General features: G+C 75.0%; 14 protein-coding genes. 2 read left to right on the top strand and 12 right to left on the bottom strand.

The genetic code is table 11. From position 1 onward, the window contains the following. Positions 1-183 precede the first annotated feature (183 nt). Positions 184-1173 (bottom strand): sugar-binding transcriptional regulator, encoded by a 990-nt coding sequence (locus tag ACH4B3_RS09735; RefSeq protein ID WP_398462342.1) that lies wholly within the window; start codon positions 1171-1173, stop codon positions 184-186. Between the two features lie 128 nt (positions 1174-1301). Continuing rightward, entirely contained in the window at positions 1302-1988 is a 687-nt protein-coding gene (rpe, locus tag ACH4B3_RS09730; RefSeq protein WP_398462204.1) for a ribulose-phosphate 3-epimerase, read from the bottom strand. Positions 1989-2141: 153 nt separating this feature from the next. Here rpe and ACH4B3_RS09725 point away from each other — a divergent pair, with 153 nt between their 5' ends. After that, positions 2142-4319: an MMPL family transporter gene (locus tag ACH4B3_RS09725; protein WP_398462203.1), complete on the top strand. Its 2178-nt coding sequence runs from the start codon at positions 2142-2144 to the stop codon at positions 4317-4319. A gap of 132 nt (positions 4320-4451) precedes the next feature. Here the strand turns inward: ACH4B3_RS09725 and ACH4B3_RS09720 are convergent, their stop codons facing one another. Then, positions 4452-5882, bottom strand: coding sequence for an RsmB/NOP family class I SAM-dependent RNA methyltransferase (locus tag ACH4B3_RS09720; protein WP_398462202.1), 1431 nt, complete (start codon positions 5880-5882; stop codon positions 4452-4454). 103 nt (positions 5883-5985) lie between these two features. Further along, positions 5986-6918: a methionyl-tRNA formyltransferase gene (gene fmt / locus ACH4B3_RS09715; RefSeq protein WP_398462201.1), complete on the bottom strand. Its 933-nt coding sequence runs from the start codon at positions 6916-6918 to the stop codon at positions 5986-5988. Between the two features lie 226 nt (positions 6919-7144). On the opposite strand from fmt, the gene ACH4B3_RS09710 reads away from it, so the two are divergent. After that, positions 7145-7696 (top strand): hypothetical protein, encoded by a 552-nt coding sequence (locus ACH4B3_RS09710; RefSeq protein WP_398462200.1) that lies wholly within the window; start codon positions 7145-7147, stop codon positions 7694-7696. 839 nt (positions 7697-8535) lie between these two features. Here ACH4B3_RS09710 and ACH4B3_RS09705 read toward each other — a convergent pair. The 8 genes from ACH4B3_RS09705 to ACH4B3_RS09670 all read right to left on the bottom strand — a co-directional run bounded on the left by ACH4B3_RS09705 (position 8536) and on the right by ACH4B3_RS09670 (position 17239). Then, the gene (locus ACH4B3_RS09705; RefSeq protein WP_398462199.1) at positions 8536-10740 is read right to left on the bottom strand and encodes a primosomal protein N'; all 2205 of its coding nucleotides are present in this window, start codon (positions 10738-10740) and stop codon (positions 8536-8538) included. Positions 10741-10917: 177 nt separating this feature from the next. Then, complete coding sequence (metK, locus tag ACH4B3_RS09700; protein WP_398462198.1) at positions 10918-12126, bottom strand: methionine adenosyltransferase; 1209 nt, start codon at positions 12124-12126, stop codon at positions 10918-10920. A 277-nt stretch (positions 12127-12403) separates the two neighbouring features. Continuing rightward, positions 12404-13612: a bifunctional phosphopantothenoylcysteine decarboxylase/phosphopantothenate--cysteine ligase CoaBC gene (gene coaBC / locus ACH4B3_RS09695; RefSeq protein WP_398462197.1), complete on the bottom strand. Its 1209-nt coding sequence runs from the start codon at positions 13610-13612 to the stop codon at positions 12404-12406. A 119-nt stretch (positions 13613-13731) separates the two neighbouring features. Continuing rightward, positions 13732-14004, bottom strand: a complete 273-nt coding sequence (gene rpoZ, locus ACH4B3_RS09690) for a DNA-directed RNA polymerase subunit omega (RefSeq protein ID WP_005319902.1) — start codon at positions 14002-14004, stop codon at positions 13732-13734. Positions 14005-14067: 63 nt separating this feature from the next. Further along, positions 14068-14685, bottom strand: a complete 618-nt coding sequence (gmk, locus tag ACH4B3_RS09685) for a guanylate kinase (RefSeq protein ID WP_398462196.1) — start codon at positions 14683-14685, stop codon at positions 14068-14070. A 38-nt stretch (positions 14686-14723) separates the two neighbouring features. Further along, positions 14724-15047 carry an integration host factor gene (locus ACH4B3_RS09680; RefSeq protein ID WP_005319887.1) on the bottom strand — a complete coding sequence of 108 codons (324 nt, stop codon included), beginning with the start codon at positions 15045-15047 and terminating at the stop codon, positions 14724-14726. Positions 15048-15251: 204 nt separating this feature from the next. Then, positions 15252-16133 (bottom strand): orotidine-5'-phosphate decarboxylase, encoded by an 882-nt coding sequence (gene pyrF, locus ACH4B3_RS09675; RefSeq protein WP_398462195.1) that lies wholly within the window; start codon positions 16131-16133, stop codon positions 15252-15254. After that, positions 16130-17239, bottom strand: coding sequence for a quinone-dependent dihydroorotate dehydrogenase (locus ACH4B3_RS09670; RefSeq protein WP_398462194.1), 1110 nt, complete (start codon positions 17237-17239; stop codon positions 16130-16132). The genes pyrF and ACH4B3_RS09670 overlap by 4 nt, the downstream gene beginning before the upstream one ends. Positions 17240-17247 lie beyond the last annotated feature (8 nt).

Raw genomic sequence — 17247 nt, 5'->3', positions numbered from 1 at the left:
CGGATCAGGCTGCGGCTCCTGGACCAATCATCCACGATCCCCGCCCTTCCCCGCAGGGTCGGCGGATTTTTCCATGGCTTCGTCCAAAACGCTCCGGACCCGCCCGTAGCTTCCCCCAACACGATCGTCGCCGGGGGGACGGGGCCCGGGGGCGGCGTGCGGCGCCGCCGGCCGCCCGCCCGGTCAGGCGCCGTCCGGGTCGGCGCGGTCCAGCGCCGGACGCGGGCCCGGCCCGGTCTCCAGCAGCAGGTGGTCGGCGGCCGCGGTGTCCGTCACCAGGCTCGTCACCAGCCCGGAGCGGAGCACCGCGCCGATCGCCGCGGCCTTGCGGCGGCCGCCGGCGATGGCCACCACCTCCGGGATGCGCCGGAGCCGGTCGGCCTCCACGGTGATGCAGCGCTCGCCCAGGTCCCGGCCGATCCGGCGGCCCTCGCTGTCGAAGAGGTGCGCGGACATCTCCGCGGCCGCGCCCAGCGAGGCGTAGTGCGCGCGCTCCTCCTCGGAGAGCATGTCGTAGACCGTGGAGATGCCCGCCTCCCAGGAGCCGATGGACACGGCGGCCACGGTGACCTTGTCGAAGTACTCGAAGGCCCGCGCGATGCCGGTCTGGCCGCGCAGCGCGGCGGCGGTGGCCGGGTCGGGCAGCAGCATCGGGGCGTAGATGGGGTGCGCCTCTCCGCCGGAGACCGCGGCGGCCCGGCGGACCGCCTCGACCGAGCCGCGCTCGGCGGTGCCCGCGTCGTAGACCCCGGTGAGCTGGACCACGGTGCACGGCGGCAGCCGGTGCAGGGCCGCCGCCATGTGGATGGTGGACCGGCCCCAGGCCAGCCCGAGCACATCGCCCTCGGCGACCAGTTCGCCGAGCAGGTCGGCGGCGACCTCGCCCAGGTTCTCCGGGTCCGGGGCGTCGTCCTCGGCGTCGGCCGGCGCCTCCACGACCACGGCGTGCCGCAGGCCGTAGCGGGCACGCAGCGCGTCGGAGCGCTCCGCGTCCAGTTCCGCGGGCACCCGGATCTCGATGCGCACCAGATCGCGCTCCAGCGCGGTCTCCAGCACCCGCGCGACCTTGAAGCGGCTGACGCCGAACTCCTCGGCGATCTGGATCTTGGACTTGCCCTCGAGGTAGAAGCGGCGCGCCATGGCGGCCGCCTGCACCAGTTCGGCGGGTCCCATCCGCGTGGCTGAACGGCCGCCCGTCGACACCGCGGTCTCCTCACTGTTCACGTTCTGGACTCACCGTCATCCTGTCAGAAACGGCGGCCCCCGATGGACCTTCACCCATGCGTTCACCAACCGGTGACTCAATGGCCGCACGCCCAGCCGGCGGTGGCCGTCGCCGCCTGCGCCTGCGCGCGGAGCTTGCGGACCGCCTCGGCCGGATCCTGCGCCCCGTACACCGCCGAGCCGGCGACGAACACATCGGCACCCGCCTCAGCACACCGCTCGATGGTGGAGGCGGAAACCCCGCCGTCCACTTGCAGCCACATCTCCAGGCCGTGCTTGGCGATCAGCTCCCGGGTACGCCGGATCTTCGGCAGCATGATGTCGAGAAACGCCTGGCCGCCGAATCCGGGCTCGACCGTCATCACCAGCAGCATGTCCAGTTCCGGGAGCAGGTCCTCGTACGGCTCGATCGGGGTGGCCGGCTTGAGCGCCATCGCCGCCCGGGCGCCCTTGGCCCGGATCTCCCGCGCCAGCCGCACCGGGGCCGCGGCCGCCTCCGCGTGGAAGGTGACCGAGCCGGCCCCCGCCTCCACGTACCGCGGGGCCCAGCGGTCCGGATCCTCGATCATCAGGTGCAGGTCGAGCGGGGTGCCGGTGGCCCGGCTCAGCGACTCCACGACGGGCACGCCCAGCGTGAGGTTGGGGACGAAGTGGTTGTCCATCACGTCGACGTGCAGCCAGTCCGCACCGCGTACGGCTTCTGCCTCCTCCGCCAGGCGGGAGAAGTCCGCGGAGAGGATACTGGGGTTGATCTGAACGGCCATGGCGCCAAGGGTGCCACGGTCGTGGGCCGCCCGTGGCAGCGGGACTGCCGCAGCAGGTCTGCCGGCGGCCCGCACAGCGGATTCTCAGGTCCACTGTGGGTGCGCGGGGCCGCCGGGGACGCCGCCGTCCGCCCCCTGGCGCGAGGGATGTCGATGGCGGACGAACGGGACCCCGCGGCCGGCGCTCGTCGCCACGCCCCGGACCACGGGCGCGGCCGGGGGGTCGCCCGGCTGGTCTGCGGGCGCCGCACCAAGTGGCTCACCCTGCTGCTCTGGCTGGTGGTGATCGTCGCCCTGGCCCCGCTGGCCACCAGGCTCACCGACGCCCAGGACAACGACGCCCAGTCCTGGCTGCCCGGCAGCGCGGAGTCCACCCAGGTGCTGGAGACCTCCAAGGAGTTCCGGCCGGAGGTCGTCCACGCGGTGGTGATCTACGCCCGGGACGCCGGGCTGACCGCGGCGGACCGGGAGCGGATCGCGGAGGCGGCGGTGGAGATCCGCCCGCTGCGGGACCACGGCATCCGGGGCTGGGAGACCCGCGGCCCCTTCTTCGACCGGCCGCGCGACCCCCGCGCCGCGCAGATCTCCGTCCCGATCACCATGGACGAGCAGGGCTGGGAGCGCATCTCGCCCGCCGTGGACTCCATCCGGGAGGTCACCGGACGCGGGGGCGGCGGGCTGGCGGTGCACATCACCGGCCCCGGCGGCACCGCGGCGGACTTCGCCGAGGTGTACGAGGGCATCGACTCCACGCTGCTGCTCGCGGCGCTCGCCGTGGTGGTCGTGGCGCTGCTGATCACCTACCGCAGCCCCACCCTGCTGCTGGTGCCGGTGATCTCCGCGGTCGCCGCGCTGCTGGCGTCCCAGGCCATCATCTACCTGCTGGCGGAACACGCCGGGCTGACCGTGAACGGGCAGAGCGCCGGCATCCTCACGGTGCTGGTCTTCGGCGCCGGCACCGACTACGCCCTGCTGCTGGTCGCCCGGTACCGCGAGGAGCTGCGCCGCCACCACGACCGGCACGAGGCGATGGCGCTGGCCCTGCACCGGGCCGGCCCGGCGATCCTCGCCAGCGGCTCCACGGTGGGCATCAGCATGCTGGTGCTGCTGGTCGCGGAGATGAACTCCACCAGCGGTCTCGGTCCGGTCTGCGCCGTCGGGGTGGCGGTCGCGCTGCTGGCGATGCTGACCCTGCTCCCCGCACTGCTGGTGATCTTCGGCCGGTGGCTCTTCTGGCCGGTGGTGCCGCACGAGGGGTCCCCGGAACCGACCGAGCGCGGGCTGTGGGCCCGGGTGGGCAACCGGATCGCGCGGCGGCCGCGCACCGTGTGGCTGGTGACGGCCGTGGTGCTGGCGGGCCTGTCGTTCGGCATCATCGGGCTGCGCGCCGCGGGCATCAGCAACGCCGACGCCTTCACCGAGACCAAGGACTCCATCACCGGGCAGGAGGTGTCGGCCCGCTACTTCCCGGCCGGTAGTGGCGACCCGCTGGTCATCGTGACGGACGCGGACCGGGTCCCGCAGGTGCGGCGGGCGGTGTCCGGCACCGAGGGCGTGGTCCCCGGCACGGTCGGCCGCCCGCCGGGGGTGGCCGCCGTACGGGACGGCAAGGCCCTGCTGGAGGCGGTCATGACCGACCCGGCGGACAGCTCCGCGGCCAAGGACACCGTCGAGCGGGTGCGGGACGTGGTGCACGCCGTGCCGGGCGCCGACGCCCAGGTCGGCGGCGGCACCGCGGCGATGCTCGACGCCGACGAGGCATCCTCGCGCGACAACATGGTGGTCATCCCGCTGGTGCTGCTGGTGGTACTGGGTGTGCTGATGCTGCTGCTGCGCGCCGTGCTGGCGCCACTGGTACTGATCGCCACCGTGGTGCTGTCGTTCACCGCTGCCCTGGGCATCAGCGCGCTGGCCTTCCGCCACGTCTTCGACTACGCGGGCGAGGACACCGCCTTCCCGCTGTTCGTCTTCGTGTTCCTGGTGGCCCTGGGCATCGACTACAACATCTTCCTCGCCACCCGGGTCCGCGAGGAGTCGGCCCGCCAGGGCACCCACCGCGGCACGCTCACCGCGCTGGCCGCCACCGGCGCCGTCATCACCTCGGCCGGACTGGTGCTGGCCGGCACCTTCGCGGCCCTGGGCACGCTGCCCATCACCGGGTTCGCGGAAATCGGCTTCGCGGTCGCGGTGGGCGTCCTGCTGGACACCTTCGTCGTACGGTCGGTGCTGGTCACCGCGTTGTTCCTGGACATCGACAGGCGCATCTGGTGGCCCCACGCGCTGTCCCGGAGCGACGCCGAACGGCCCCCGCGGCAGCCCGTGCCACGGTGACCCGCCCCGCCGCGGCCGCCCGGCGGGGCGGACCGCCGGACGCCCGGGCCGCGGGACGCGCCGCGCGGGCCGGGCCCCGGGCCGCCCCCGCCGGCCCGGGGCGGTGCGCGGCGCGGACGCCGCGGCGCGCGCTCAGCCGGTACGGCGCAGCAGCGCCAGGTACATCGCGTCGGTGCCGTGCAGGTGCGGCCAGAGCTGGACGTCCGGCCCGTCGCCGAGGGCCGGGACGCCGGGCATCAGCGGCCGGGCGTCGATCCACTCGGCGGACGCCGCGGGCCCGCCGCGTCCCCTGAGCACGTCCTCGACCACCGCACGGGTCTCCGCCAGGTGCGGGGAGCAGGTCGCGTAGCCGACCACCCCGCCCACGCGCACCGCGGCGAGCGCCTCCCGCAGCAGCCCGCGCTGCAGCGGCGCGAAGCCGTCCAGGTCCTCGGGGCGGCGGCGCCAGCGGGCCTCGGGCCGCCGCCGCAGCGCGCCCAGGCCGCTGCACGGCACGTCGACCAGCACCCGGTCGAAGGTGCCGGGGCGCCAGGCCGGCCGGGTGCCGTCCGCCGTGATCACCTGGTACGGGCCCGGGTTCCCCGCCAGGGCCCGGGCCACCAGCCGGGCCCGGTGCGGCTGCTTCTCGGAGGCGACCAGCGCCGCGCCGCGCTCCGCGGCCAGCGCCGCGAGCAGCGCGGCCTTGCCGCCAGGGCCGGCGCAGCCGTCCAGCCAGCGGGTGTCCGGACCGTCCACGGCGGCGTTCGCCAGCGCAACCGCCACCAGCTGGCTGCCCTCGTCCTGCACCCCGGCCCGGCCCTCGCGCACCGCGTCCAGCGCGCCGGGCTCGCCGCCCTCGGCCAGCCGTACCGCGTACGGCGACCAGCGGCCGGCCTCACCGCCCTCGCCCAGCGTGTCCAGGAGTTCGGCGGCGCCGATCCGGCCCGGACGGGCCACCAGGGTCACCTCGGGCCGCTCGTTGTCGGCCTCCAGCAGGTCCTCGATGCCGGCCCGGCCGCCGCCGAGCGCGTCCCAGAGCGCGGACACCACCCAGCGCGGATGCGAGTGCACCACCGCCAGGTGGTCCTCGGGGTCGTCGTCGTAGTCCGGGGCGACCCGCGCCAGCCAGCCGTCCAGGTCCTCGGCGGCGATCCGGCGCAGCACCGCGTTGACGAACTTCGCCCGCCCGTCGCCGAGCACCACCCGGGCCAGCTCCACGGTGGCGCTCACCGCCGCGTGGCTGGGGATGCGGGTACCGAGCAACTGGTGCGCACCCAGGCTCAGGACGTCCAGCACCGGCGGGTCGACCTCGCGCAGCGGGCGGTCCACGCAGGCCGCGATGATCGCGTCGTAGGTGCCCTGCCGGCGCAGTGTGCCGTACACCAGCTCGGTGGCGAGCGCGGCGTCCCGGCCGTCGAAGTCGCCGCGCTCCCGGGCCTGCCGCAGCAGCGGCGGCAGAACCAGGTTGGCGTAGGCGTCCCGTTCGTCGACCGCCCGCAGCGCCTCGAACGCGAGGATGCGGACGGGATCCTTCTGGGGCCTGCGGTACGGCTTGCCGGGACGGCGGTGCGGTTGCTGACTCACGTGGAAAGGTGCTCCGGATCTGGGTGGACGTACCCGGCCAGCCTACGACGCCGGGGAGCGCCGGCCGGCCCCTCCCGGCGGACACCGCCCGCCGGTCGGGCCGTCAGGCGCCGACGCGCTCCCCCGCCGCGATCCGCACCCCGCGCGCCCAGTCCGCCGCGCGCATCGGCTTCTTGCCCTGCGGCTGCACCCACTGCAGCTCGACCGCGTGGCTGCCGGTCCCGGTGTACACCGCGTTCTTGGTCGCCGTGAGCTCCCCGGGTGCCGAGTCGGCCCGGTCCGGGGCCGGGACCACTGACATCACCTTCAGCCGCTCGCCGCGGAAGACCGTCCAGGCGCCGGGCGCCGGGGCACACGCCCGCACCAGGCGGTCGACCCGGAGCGCGGGGGCGGCCCAGTCGATCTCCGCGTCCTCCACGTTGATCTTCGGGGCCAGCGACACGCCCTCGGCCGGCTGCGGGACGGCCTGCAGCGTGCCGTCCTCGATGCCGTCCATGGTGGCCACCAGCAGCCCGGCCCCGGCGAACGCCAGCCGGGTCAGCAGGTCGCCGCTGGTGTCGGTGGGCCGGACCCGCTCGGTGAGGACGCCGTACACCGGGCCGGAGTCCAGTCCCTCCTCGATGAGGAAGGTGGACGCGCCGGTCATCTCGTCGCCGGCCAGGACCGCGTGTTGCACCGGGGCCGCGCCGCGCCAGGCGGGGAGCAGCGAGAAGTGCAGGTTGACCCAGCCGCGGGCGGGGATCTCCAGGGCCGCCACGGGCAGCAGCGCACCGTAGGCGACGACCGGGCAGCAGTCCGGGGCGATCTCCCGGAGCCGGGCCAGGAAGTCCGGGTCCCGCGGCCGGGCGGGCTTGAGCACCTCGATGCCCGCCTCCTCGGCGCGCTGCGCGACCGGGCTGGCCACCAGCCTGCGGCCGCGGCCGGCCGGGGCGTCGGGCCGCGTGACGACGGCGGCCACCTCGTGCCGGTCGGAGGCCAGCAGGGCGTCCAGGGCGGGTACGGCGACCTCGGGGGTACCGGCGAAGACGAGCCTCATGGGTGGCGAACTACCTCTCACGCGCAGCGGGACGACGCATCAGTCTATGGGGCGGACGCACCGGCGCCCGGATTCCGGGGGCGTGCACCGCGGGCGGGCGCACGCCCCCGCACCGTGACCAAGAGGACCGGTGCCGCGTTGGTCAAGAGAGATTGACCGCATCGGGCCGCTGCAGCGGCCCGATCGCTTTCCCGTCCCTTGCAACGCCGGTTCGAGAGGCTTGTTCATGGCCGACCACGCAACTCACGACGCCCAGGCACGCGCCAGTCTGCACCTCCTGGTCCGGGACATCGAGCGGGTCCGACGGCAGGTGGACGCGCTGCGTACGCTCACCGCCCAGCTCGGCAACGTCTACCGCCCGCGCCGCGCCGGCCCGTCCACGGGCTTCGTCGTCTACGGGCGGGCGCCCGCGCCGACCGTGCGGCTCGCCCAGGAACTGCGGGACAGCGTGGAGACGCTGGTGACCGCGGCGGTGGACTTCGACCGTTCGCTCGGCTTCTCCTGGGACGCGGTGGGCTCGGCGCTGGGGGTCACCAAGCAGGCGGTGCACCGCCGCTACGGCGCCCGCCGGGCCACCGCGCAGAACACCGCGGACCCTGGCCCGGAGGCCGCCGCCGCCGGGCGGGCCGGCACCGCCACCGCCGCGCCGCCCGCGGTGCCGGTCGTCCCCTCGGTACCCGCCGCCCGCCCGATGCCGACCGTGCCGGGGCAGTCCGCCGCGACCGGCCTCCGCGAGGAGGCCCGGCACGGCGCCCTGCCGGGTCCGCGCAGCGGCTGACGTGCCCACGCCCCGCACCGGGGCCGGCCCGGGCCGGGATGCGGGCGGGGCCGCCCCCAGCCGATGCACACCCGACGGGCCCGGGGTGGACCGGCGGCGGGCCGCCATCGCCGCGACCGGCCGTGCTCGGCCGTGTCCGGCCGTGACCGGGACCCCGGAGCGCCGCAGTGGAGGCCGAAGCCGCCGCCCCGCACGGAACGGGCCCACCCCCACCGGGCCCGGTACGGAGACCCCGCCCACGCACGCAGCCGGTCAGCACCCGACGATGCGCACCCGGCGGCCCCGGCACGGAGACACCTGCCTGCGCGGAAGCCGCGCCCCGGTGGGGAAGCCGAAGCCGTCCCGGCGCAGGGGCCGCACCCCGGCACGGAGACCGCGCCCCCACGCCCAGCCGGTCGGCACCCGACAGGCCTGGCACGGAGGCCCCTCCCCCGCACGGAAGCCGAAGCCATCCCGGCGCAGGGGCCGCGCACGGGCCCCACTCCGGCACGGAGACCGCGCCCCCGCACCCAGCCGATGCGCACCCGACGGGCCCGGCGCGGGAGGCCGCGCCCCCGCGCCCCGACCGGGTCAGCACCCGACGGGCCCGGCACAGAGACCCTGTCGGCGCGGAAGCCGCGCCCCCGCACGGAAAGCGGAAGCCGTCCCGGCGCGGGGCCGCGCCCCCGCCCCCGGCCGGTCGGCACCACCCCACCCGGCGCGGGGACCCCGCCCGGCGACGAGGACCCCTGCCGGCGCGGAGACCGCGTTCCCGTGCGGAAGCCGAGGCCGCGTCCCGGTGCGAGGCCGGGTGGGCGCGCGGCGCGGCCGGTGGGTTCCGGCGTTCCGCGGAGGTCCGCTCAGCCGATGTCCGGCGGGTCGATCCGGACCTGTACCGCCGCACCCTCGCGTTTGACCAGCCGGGCCGCCTGCGCGGTCTTCAGCGCCGCCGCCAGTGCCGCGCCGCTGCCCGGCCGGACCCGCAGCAGGACCCGGGCCCAGGTGTCCCCCGGAGCGGCCTCCCGGGTGCGGCGGGCCGGCTGCCGGCCACCCCCGCGGGCGGCGGGTGCCGGGTCCCCGGCGCGCCGCTGCCGCGTCCCCGGTTCGTCGGCGGGCACCGTCACCGGGCCCAGGATCTCGGTCCCCGCGGGGAGTTCGAGGGTCTCCAGCAGCCCGTCCACCGCCTCCGCCGGTCCGGTCACCGCCGCCATCCGGGAGACCGGCGGGAAGCCCAGCTGCGCGCGCTCCCCCAGCTCCCGGGCCGCGTGGCCCGCCGGGTCCCACCGCATCAGCGCCTGCACCGGCCGCAGGGTCGGTTCGGCCACGACCACCACGGTGCCGCCCTCGTCGTGCCCGCGCACCAGCGCCGCCGCGTCCAGCCAGCGGCGCAGCGCCTCCTCGCCCGCCCGCAGGTCGGGCCGGCCGAGCAGGACCCAGCCGTCGAGCAGCACCCCGGCCGCGTAGCCACCGGCGGCCACCGGCTCGGCGCCCGGCGTGGCGACCACCAGCGCCGGCTCGGCCGGGACGGTGTCGAGGACATGATCCCGGCCGGAGGTGCGCACCGGCACTCCGGGGAAGGCACGGCCCAGCTCCTCGGCGGTGCGCCGGGCGCCCACCACCTGTGCCCGCAGCCGGGTTCCGCCGCACTCGGCGCAGGTCCAGTTCTCCTCGGTCCGGCCGCACCAGGAGCAGGTGAGCGTGTCCGCGTCGGTCGCCTCCAGCGGCCCGGCGCAGTGCGCGCACCGGGCGGGCTCGCGGCAGCGTTCGCAGGCCAGCCGGGGCACATAGCCGCGCCGGGGCACCTGGACCAGCACCGGGCCCTGCCGCAAACCGTCGCGCAGTGTCTGCCAGGCGATCGAGGGGAGCCGGGCGGCGCGGGCGGCCGGGTCGCGGGCCTGGTCGGTGTCGGAGACGGTACGGATCCGCGGCGCGGCCGCCCGTACCTGGTCGCGGGGGGCCTCCAGGGGCAGCGCCCAGCCGTTCTCCACCAGCTGGGCGGCCTCCACGGTGCGGCTCAGGTCGCCGGCGAGGAACGCGGCCCGCTCCTGGACGGCGCGGAGCAGCAGGACGTCCCGGGCGTGCGGCCGGGGGGCGTTGGGGTCGCTGTGGCTGGTGTCGCCGTCGTCCCAGATGGCCACCAGCCCCAGGTCGCGCACCGGTGCGAACATGGCGGCCCGGGTGCCCACCACGGCACGGACCGAGCCCCGGCTGACCGCCAGCCAGCGGCGGTACCGCTCGCGCGGCCCGGCCTCCGCGAGCAGCAGGGTGTGCCGGCCCTCGCCCAGCAGCTCGGTCAGCGCGGCGTCCACCCGGGCGGCGGACCGTCCGTCGGGCAGCACGGCCAGTGCTCCGCGCCCGGAGGCGAGGGTGGCGGCGATGGCGGTGGCCAGTTCACCGGGCCAGTGGGGCCCGGGCAGCGCGGTCCACACGGCGCGCGCCGCGTCGCCGCGGGCGAGCGCGCCGAGGAAGGCCGGCCCGGCCGGGTAGCGCGTCCAGCTGCCGGGCCGGGGGCGGGGCGGCGGGGGCAGCGGCGGAGGGGAGGCTTCGGCCTCCGCGCCGGCGTTGCGCGGCGGCACCGCGAGCTGGAGCACGTCGGCGAGCGATCCGGCGTACCGGTCGGCGACCGCGCGGCACAGGCCGAGCAGCGCGGGGGTGAGCACCGGTTCGGGCGAGAGGACCTGTGCGATCGCGGCGAGCGGTCCGGTGTAGTCCGAGGTGGCCACGCGCTCGACGATGTACCCGTCCAGCAGCCCGCCGCCCTCCCGGCGGCCGGAGTGCACCTGGCCGGTCCCGGCCCCGAACCGCACCCGCACCCGCACGCCGGGCCGCGCCCGCGTGTCCAGCTCGGCGGGCACCGCGTAGTCCCAGAGCTGGTCGAGGTGGACCGGCCCCTTGTCGACCAGCACCCGCGCCACCGGGAGGTTCTCGGCGAGCGGCGCCCCGCGCCAGGTCCGCGGCCTGGCCTTGGGGGCCTTCGTCCGGCGCACCGTCTCCCGGATGAGTGCGAGCTGCTCCCCTGCCGACGGCTCCGCCGGGGCCCCGTCCTGCTCGTTCTCGCCGCTCACAGCTCCAGTCCTACCAGAGGTCACGGACAGCCGACCGGGCGGCGGGAGCCCGCGGGCGCGCGGGACCGGTCGGCAACGGACACGGCCCCGGACCACAGGGGTCCGGGGCCGTGTCGCCGGCTGTCCGGGTGGTGCGGGCCGGCGCGCCGCGGCGGGCGGGCCGGCCCTCGGGGTGACCTACAGGCCCGCGGCCCTGCGGAGCGCGTCCACGCGGTCGGTGCGCTCCCAGGTGAAGTCCGGCAGCTCGCGTCCGAAGTGGCCGTACGCGGCGGTCTGGGCGTAGATCGGGCGGAGCAGGTCCAGGTCGCGGATGATCGCGGCCGGGCGGAGGTCGAAGACCTCGCCGATGGCCTGCTCGATCTTCTCGGCCTCGATGGTGGCGGTGCCGAAGGTCTCCACGAACAGACCCACCGGCTCGGCCTTGCCGATCGCGTAGGCGACCTGGACCTCGCAGCGCGAGGCGAGGCCGGCCGCGACGACGTTCTTGGCGACCCAGCGCATCGCGTACGCCGCCGAGCGGTCGACCTTGGACGGGTCCTTACCGGAGAAGGCGCCACCGCCGTGGCGGGCCATGCCGCCGTAGGTGTCGATGATGATCTTGCGACCGGTGAGGCCGGCGTCACCCATCGGGCCGCCGATCTCGAACCGGCCGGTGGGGTTCACCAGCAGGCGGTAGCCCTCGGTGTCGAGCTTGATGCCGTCCTCGACCAGCTCCTTGAGGACGTGCTCGACGACGAACTCCCGGATGTCCGGTGCCAGCAGCGAGTCCAGGTCGATGTCCGAGGCGTGCTGGGAGGAGACGACGACGGTGTCCAGGCGGACCGCCTTGTTGCCGTCGTACTCGATGGTGACCTGGGTCTTGCCGTCCGGGCGGAGGTAGGGGATGGTGCCGTTCTTCCGCACCTCGGACAGCCGGCGGGAGAGCCGGTGGGCCAGGTTGATCGGCAGCGGCATCAGCTCGGGCGTCTCGTCGCACGCGTAGCCGAACATCAGGCCCTGGTCGCCCGCGCCCTGCCGGTCGAGCTCGTCCTCGTCGCCCTCGACGCGGTTCTCGTAGGCCGTGTCGACGCCCTGCGCGATGTCCGGCGACTGCGCGCCGATGGACACCGAGACACCGCAGGAAGCGCCGTCGAAGCCCTTCTTCGACGAGTCGTACCCGATCTCGAGGATCTTGTTGCGCACCAGCGAGGCGATCGGAGCGTACGCCTTGGTCGTGACCTCACCGGCCACATGCACCAAGCCGGTGGTGATCAGCGTCTCGACGGCCACGCGGGAGGAGGGGTCCTCCTTGAGCAGAGCGTCGAGGATCGTGTCGCTGATCTGGTCAGCGATCTTGTCGGGGTGACCTTCGGTCACGGACTCCGAGGTGAACAGGCGGCGGGACACATCGCTCCCTGGGGTTGCAGCGGCTGCTGGCTGATCATTGGCGGAACCCTCCGGGGGCTGCGCCCGGCTCGATTCCTGGGCCAGTTTATCCGGCGTTTCCGCCGGTCGGGCATCCTGTCTCGCAGAACAGACACGCCGTGACCATGACCATACCCTTCCGGCGGAGGAAATGGCCGCGGCGCGTCGCGGGGGGCATGACTCGACCTGATTCCCACGGTGGGCGGCCGGACACGAGTACTTGACATGTACCAGGCCGAATGTCGGGGGTTCGGGGGGTTCAGCCGAGGCGCGGCGCCACCAGGTCCCAGACGGTGTCGGCCAGGGCTTCCTTCGGGCCGAACGGCACCGGGGTCTCGGAGCCGTCCGCGCCCAGCACCACCGCCTCGTTCTCGGCGGAGCCGAAGGTCTTCGCCTCCCCCACCTCGTTGACCACCAGCAGGTCGCAGCCCTTGCGGCGGAGCTTGGCACGGCCGTTGGCGAGGACGTCGTCGGTCTCGGCGGCGAACCCGACGACCACCTGGCCCGGGTGGGCCCGGTCGGCCGAGATCTCGGCCAGCACGTCCGGGTTCCGGACCAGCGCGATCGGCTCGGGCTCCTGCCCGTCCCGCTTCTTGATCTTGCCCTGGGCGTAGACCGCGGGCCGGAAATCGGCCACCGCGGCCGCCATCACCACCGCGTCGGCGTCCGCGGCGGCCTTGAGTACCGCCTCCCGCAGCTGCACCGCGGTGCCGACCCGCACCACGTCGGCGCCCGCCGGGTCGGGCAGGTCGCTGTTGGCGGAGACCAGCGTCACCCGGGCGCCCCGGGCGACGGCCGCCCGGGCCAGCGCGTAGCCCTGCCGGCCGGAGGAGCGGTTGCCCAGGTAGCGCACCGGGTCCAGGGGCTCCCGGGTGCCGCCCGCGCTGACCACCACATGGCGCCCGGCCAGGTCCGCGACGGTGGCCGCGGCACCGCGGGCCAGCACCCGGCGGCAGACCTCGAAGATCTCGCCCGGCTCCGGCAGCCGGCCCTTGCCGGTGTCCACCCCGGTGAGCCTGCCGACCGCGGGCTCGATGACCACGGCACCCCGGCGGCGCAGCGTGGCGACGTTCTCCTGGGTGGCCGGGTGCTCCCACATCTCGGTGTGCATCGCGGGCGCGAACACCACCGGGCAGCGGGCGGTGAGCAGGGTGTTGGTCAGCAGGTCGTCGGCGAGGCCGTGCGCGGCCTTCGCCAGCATGTCGGCGGTGGCGGGGGCCACCACCACCAGGTCGGCGGCCTGCCCGATGCGGACGTGCGGGACCTCGTGCACGCTCTCCCAGACCCGGGTGTCGGCGGGGTTGCCGGACAGCGCGGACCAGGTGGCCTCGCCCACGAAGTTCAGCGCCGAGGCGGTCGGCACCACCCGGACGTCGTGACCGGATTCGGTGAGGCGGCGCAGCAGCTCACACGCCTTGTAGGCGGCGATCCCGCCGCTGACTCCCAGGACGACCTTCGGCTTGTCCATCGCTCGCTCTCCCACGCGGTCGTGTGTCCGGTTCCATGACACCCCACTCCATGACACACCACGGGCCCGGCAGTGGTGCTGCCGGGCCCGTGGTGAGATATCTCGGTGCCTGCGGGGTGCTACTGGGCCGGGCCCTCGATGGCCTCGGAGGTCAGCAGACCCGCGTTGATCTCGCGCAGCGCGATGGAGAGCGGCTTCTCGTGCACATGGGTGTCCACGAGCGGACCGACGTACTCCAGCAGGCCCTCGCCGAGCTGCGAGTAGTACGCGTTGATCTGACGCGCCCGCTTGGCGGCGTAGATCACGAGGCTGTACTTCGAGTCGGTCGCCTCGAGCAGCTCATCAATCGGCGGGTTGATGATGCCCTCGGGCGCGGTGATGGAAGAGGACACGCTCTGCCTTCCGAATGGGGTGAAAGTTCTCGAGCGGAGGTGACCGGAAAGGGTCGCCCCAGCTCAGCACAGCAAGGCTAGCAGCTCACGCGCCACGTCCTCGACCGAGGTGTTGACCAGCGTCACGTCGAACTCCGCCTCGGCGGCCAGTTCGACCTTGGCGGCCGCCAGCCGGCGCTCGATGACGTCCGGCTCCTCGGTGCCGCGGCCGGTGAGCCTGCGGACCAGCTCGTCCCAGCTGGGCGGAGCGAGGAAGACCAGCTGGGCGTCCGGCATGGACTCCCGGACCAGCCGGGCGCCCTGCAGATCGATCTCCAGCAGCACCGGCTCACCCGCCTCCAGCCGGTCCAGGACCGCCTGCCGGGGGGTGCCGTAGCGGTTGCCCGCGAACTCGGCCCACTCCAGCAGCTCACCGTTGGCGATCAGCTTGTCGAACTCCTCGCCCTCGACGAAGAAGTACTGGACACCCTCCCGCTCACCGGGTCGCGGCTTGCGGGTGGTGGCCGAGACCGAGAGCCAGACCTCGGGGTGCGCCTTGCGCAGATGCGCGACGACCGTGCTCTTGCCGACCCCGGAGGGGCCGGAGAGCACGGTCAGCCGCGGGCGTCTGACCGGGGGGACCGGGGACTCCTCCCGCGAAGCGAGGGGGCTGGCCGTTCCCGGGGAGACCGTATTACTCATGCAGCGATTATCCAGGTTCCGGAGAGTGCCTGGAAACGTCAGGCGGCGCCGCCGCCGAACTCACGCTCCAGCGAGGCGATCTGGTTGGAGCCCAGACCGCGCACCCGCCGGCTCTCGGAGATCCCGAGCCGCTCCATGATCTGCTTGGCGCGCACCTTGCCGACGCCCGGCAGGGATTCCAGCAGGGCGCTGACCTTCATCTTGCCGATGACGTCGTTCTCCTGGCCCTGCTTGATGACCTCGTGCAGGGAGGCGCCGGAGTGCTTGAGTCGATTCTTGACCTCGGCGCGCTCCCGGCGAGCCGCGGCGGCCTTTTCGAGCGCGGCTGCGCGCTGTTCAGGGGTAAGGGGCGGAAGAGCCACGCCTACGTCACCTCGGATGTCGAACTGTCGGATATGGACCGGTGAGGAACCTAGTCGCCCCTCACCTGCGGAGCAACGAGCAACGCGCTTGCGCGGTCGCTCGTCACGGAGACTAGCGTCCGACGCCGCTCCAGTCAGCGAGAACAGAGGAAAAGTCCTGGTCAGACTCGATCGACCAGGACTTTTCAGGGCAAAGCGACCGCGTTATCCGGCCGCGGCACGTACTTCGTCAGCGAAACGTTCCGCGGCGGACACCAGTGCGGCCGCGTCGGGACCGTGCCGGAGCACCCCCCGGCTGACGCTCGGGACGACGTCGCGGACCGCCGCGCCGAAGACCGCGGGCAGATCGGCCGGGGTCGCCCCCTGGGCGCCGATGCCGGGAGCGAGCAGCGGCCCGCCGATCCCCAGGTCGTAGGAGGACAGGTCGCCGAGCGTCGCGCCGACGACCGCCCCGAACGAACCGAGCCCGCCGGCCGCGGCCGCCGCGTTCTCGGCCCGCAGGTGGTCCAGCACGGTCGCGGCCACTGTGGCGCCGCCGGACCGCACCGCGTGCTGCACCTCGGCCCCCTCCGGGTTGGAGGTGAGGGCGAGGACGAAGACCCCCGCGCCGTTGCGCCGGGCCAGGTCCAGCGCCGGGCGCAGCGAGCCGAAGCCGAGGTAGGGGCTGACCGTGACGGCGTCGGAGAACAGCGGCGAGGCCGGGTCCAGGTAGGTCGCGGCGTAGGCGGCCATGGTGGAGCCGATGTCCCCGCGCTTGGCGTCCATCAGCACCAGCGCGCCGGCCGCGCGGGCGTCGGCGACCGCCCGCTCCAGGACCGCGACGCCCCGGGAGCCGAACCGCTCGAAGAACGCCGACTGCGGCTTGAGGACGGCGACCCGCCCGGCCAGGGCGTCCACCACGGTATGGGTGAAGCGCTCCAGGCCGGCGATGTCGTCGTCCAGCCCCCAGGCGTGCAGCAGCGAGGCGTGCGGGTCGATGCCGACGCACAGCGGCCCGCGGGTGTCCATGGCCCGGCGCAGGCGGGCACCGAACGGCTCGGCGCCGTCCCGCGGCCCGGCGGGCTCGGTGGTGGGGTGCGCGGTCATGCGGTGCCCTTCCGGGTGTCGGCGCCGACGGCCTCGGCGAGGGTGGCGTACGGGCTCGCGGCCAGCCGCTCGGCCAGCCCCTGGTGGATCCTGCGGCACCAGAACGGGCCCTGGTAGATGAAGGCGCTGTAGCCCTGGACCAGCGTGGCGCCGGCCAGGATGCGCTCCCAGGCGTCGTCGGCGGTCTCGATGCCGCCGACGCCCACCAGGGTGATGCGGTCGCCGACACGGGCGTACAGCCGCCTCAGCACCTCCAGCGAGCGGGCCTTGAGGGGCGCTCCGGACAGCCCGCCGGTCTCGGCGACCAGCGCCGGGTCCGAGGTGAGGCCGAGGCCGTCGCGGGCGATGGTGGTGTTGGTGGCGATGATGCCGTCCAGCCCGAGCTCGACGGCGAGGTCGGCGACGGCGTCCACGTCCTCGTCGGCGAGGTCCGGGGCGATCTTCACCAGCAGCGGGACCCGGCGGCCGGGCACGGTCCGGTCGGCGGCCTCGCGGACCGCGCTGAGCAGCGGCCGGAGCGCCTCGGTGGCCTGGAGGTTCCGCAGCCCGGGGGTGTTGGGCGAGCTGACGTTGACGACGAGGTAGTCGGCGTGCCGGGCCAGCCGCTCGGTGGAGGTCACGTAGTCGGCGACGGCCTCTGCCTCGGGGACGACCTTGGTCTTGCCGATGTTGACGCCCAGGGTGGTCCGGAAGACCGGCCGGCGCTCCGCGAGCCGCCGGGCGACCGCGGCCGAGCCGTCGTTGTTGAAGCCCATGCGGTTGATCAGCGCCCGGTCCGGCACCAGCCGGAAGAGCCGCCGGCGGGGGTTGCCCGGCTGCGGCTGGGCGGTCACGGTGCCGATCTCGACGTGGTCGAAGCCGAGCATGGACAGGCCGTCGATGCCGGTGGCGTTCTTGTCGAACCCGGCGGCCAGGCCGAACGGGCCGTGCATCCGCAGGCCCAGCGCCTCGGTCCGCAGCGTCTTGTGGCGGGGGGCGAGCACGGCGGCGACGAAGGTGCGCAGCACCGGGACGCGGGCGGCCCGGCGGATCCAGCCGAACGCCAGGTGATGGGCCTTCTCCGCGTCCATGCGCCGGAAGAAGAGCCGGAAGAAGAACGGGTACATACAGGAGC

The sequence above is a fragment of the Streptomyces sp. NPDC018031 genome (assembly GCF_044327625.1).
GTDB lineage: Bacteria > Actinomycetota > Actinomycetes > Streptomycetales > Streptomycetaceae > Streptomyces.
The sequence above is the reverse complement of the archived record's forward strand: the minus strand, read 5'-3'. Positions and strand labels throughout refer to the sequence as shown.

Coding starts and splice junctions, on each gene's coding strand:
- ACH4B3_RS09725 (WP_398462203.1), top strand. CDS start 2,142: ATGGCGGACGAACGGGACCCCGCGGCCGGCGCTCGTCGCCACGCCCCG.
- fmt (WP_398462201.1), bottom strand. CDS start 6,918: ATGAGGCTCGTCTTCGCCGGTACCCCCGAGGTCGCCGTACCCGCCCTG.
- pyrF (WP_398462195.1), bottom strand. CDS start 16,133: ATGACCGCGCACCCCACCACCGAGCCCGCCGGGCCGCGGGACGGCGCC.
- rpe (WP_398462204.1), bottom strand. CDS start 1,988: ATGGCCGTTCAGATCAACCCCAGTATCCTCTCCGCGGACTTCTCCCGC.
- ACH4B3_RS09735 (WP_398462342.1), bottom strand. CDS start 1,173: ATGGGACCCGCCGAACTGGTGCAGGCGGCCGCCATGGCGCGCCGCTTC.
- gmk (WP_398462196.1), bottom strand. CDS start 14,685: ATGAGTAATACGGTCTCCCCGGGAACGGCCAGCCCCCTCGCTTCGCGG.
- ACH4B3_RS09710 (WP_398462200.1), top strand. CDS start 7,145: ATGGCCGACCACGCAACTCACGACGCCCAGGCACGCGCCAGTCTGCAC.
- coaBC (WP_398462197.1), bottom strand. CDS start 13,612: ATGGACAAGCCGAAGGTCGTCCTGGGAGTCAGCGGCGGGATCGCCGCC.
- ACH4B3_RS09670 (WP_398462194.1), bottom strand. CDS start 17,239: ATGTACCCGTTCTTCTTCCGGCTCTTCTTCCGGCGCATGGACGCGGAG.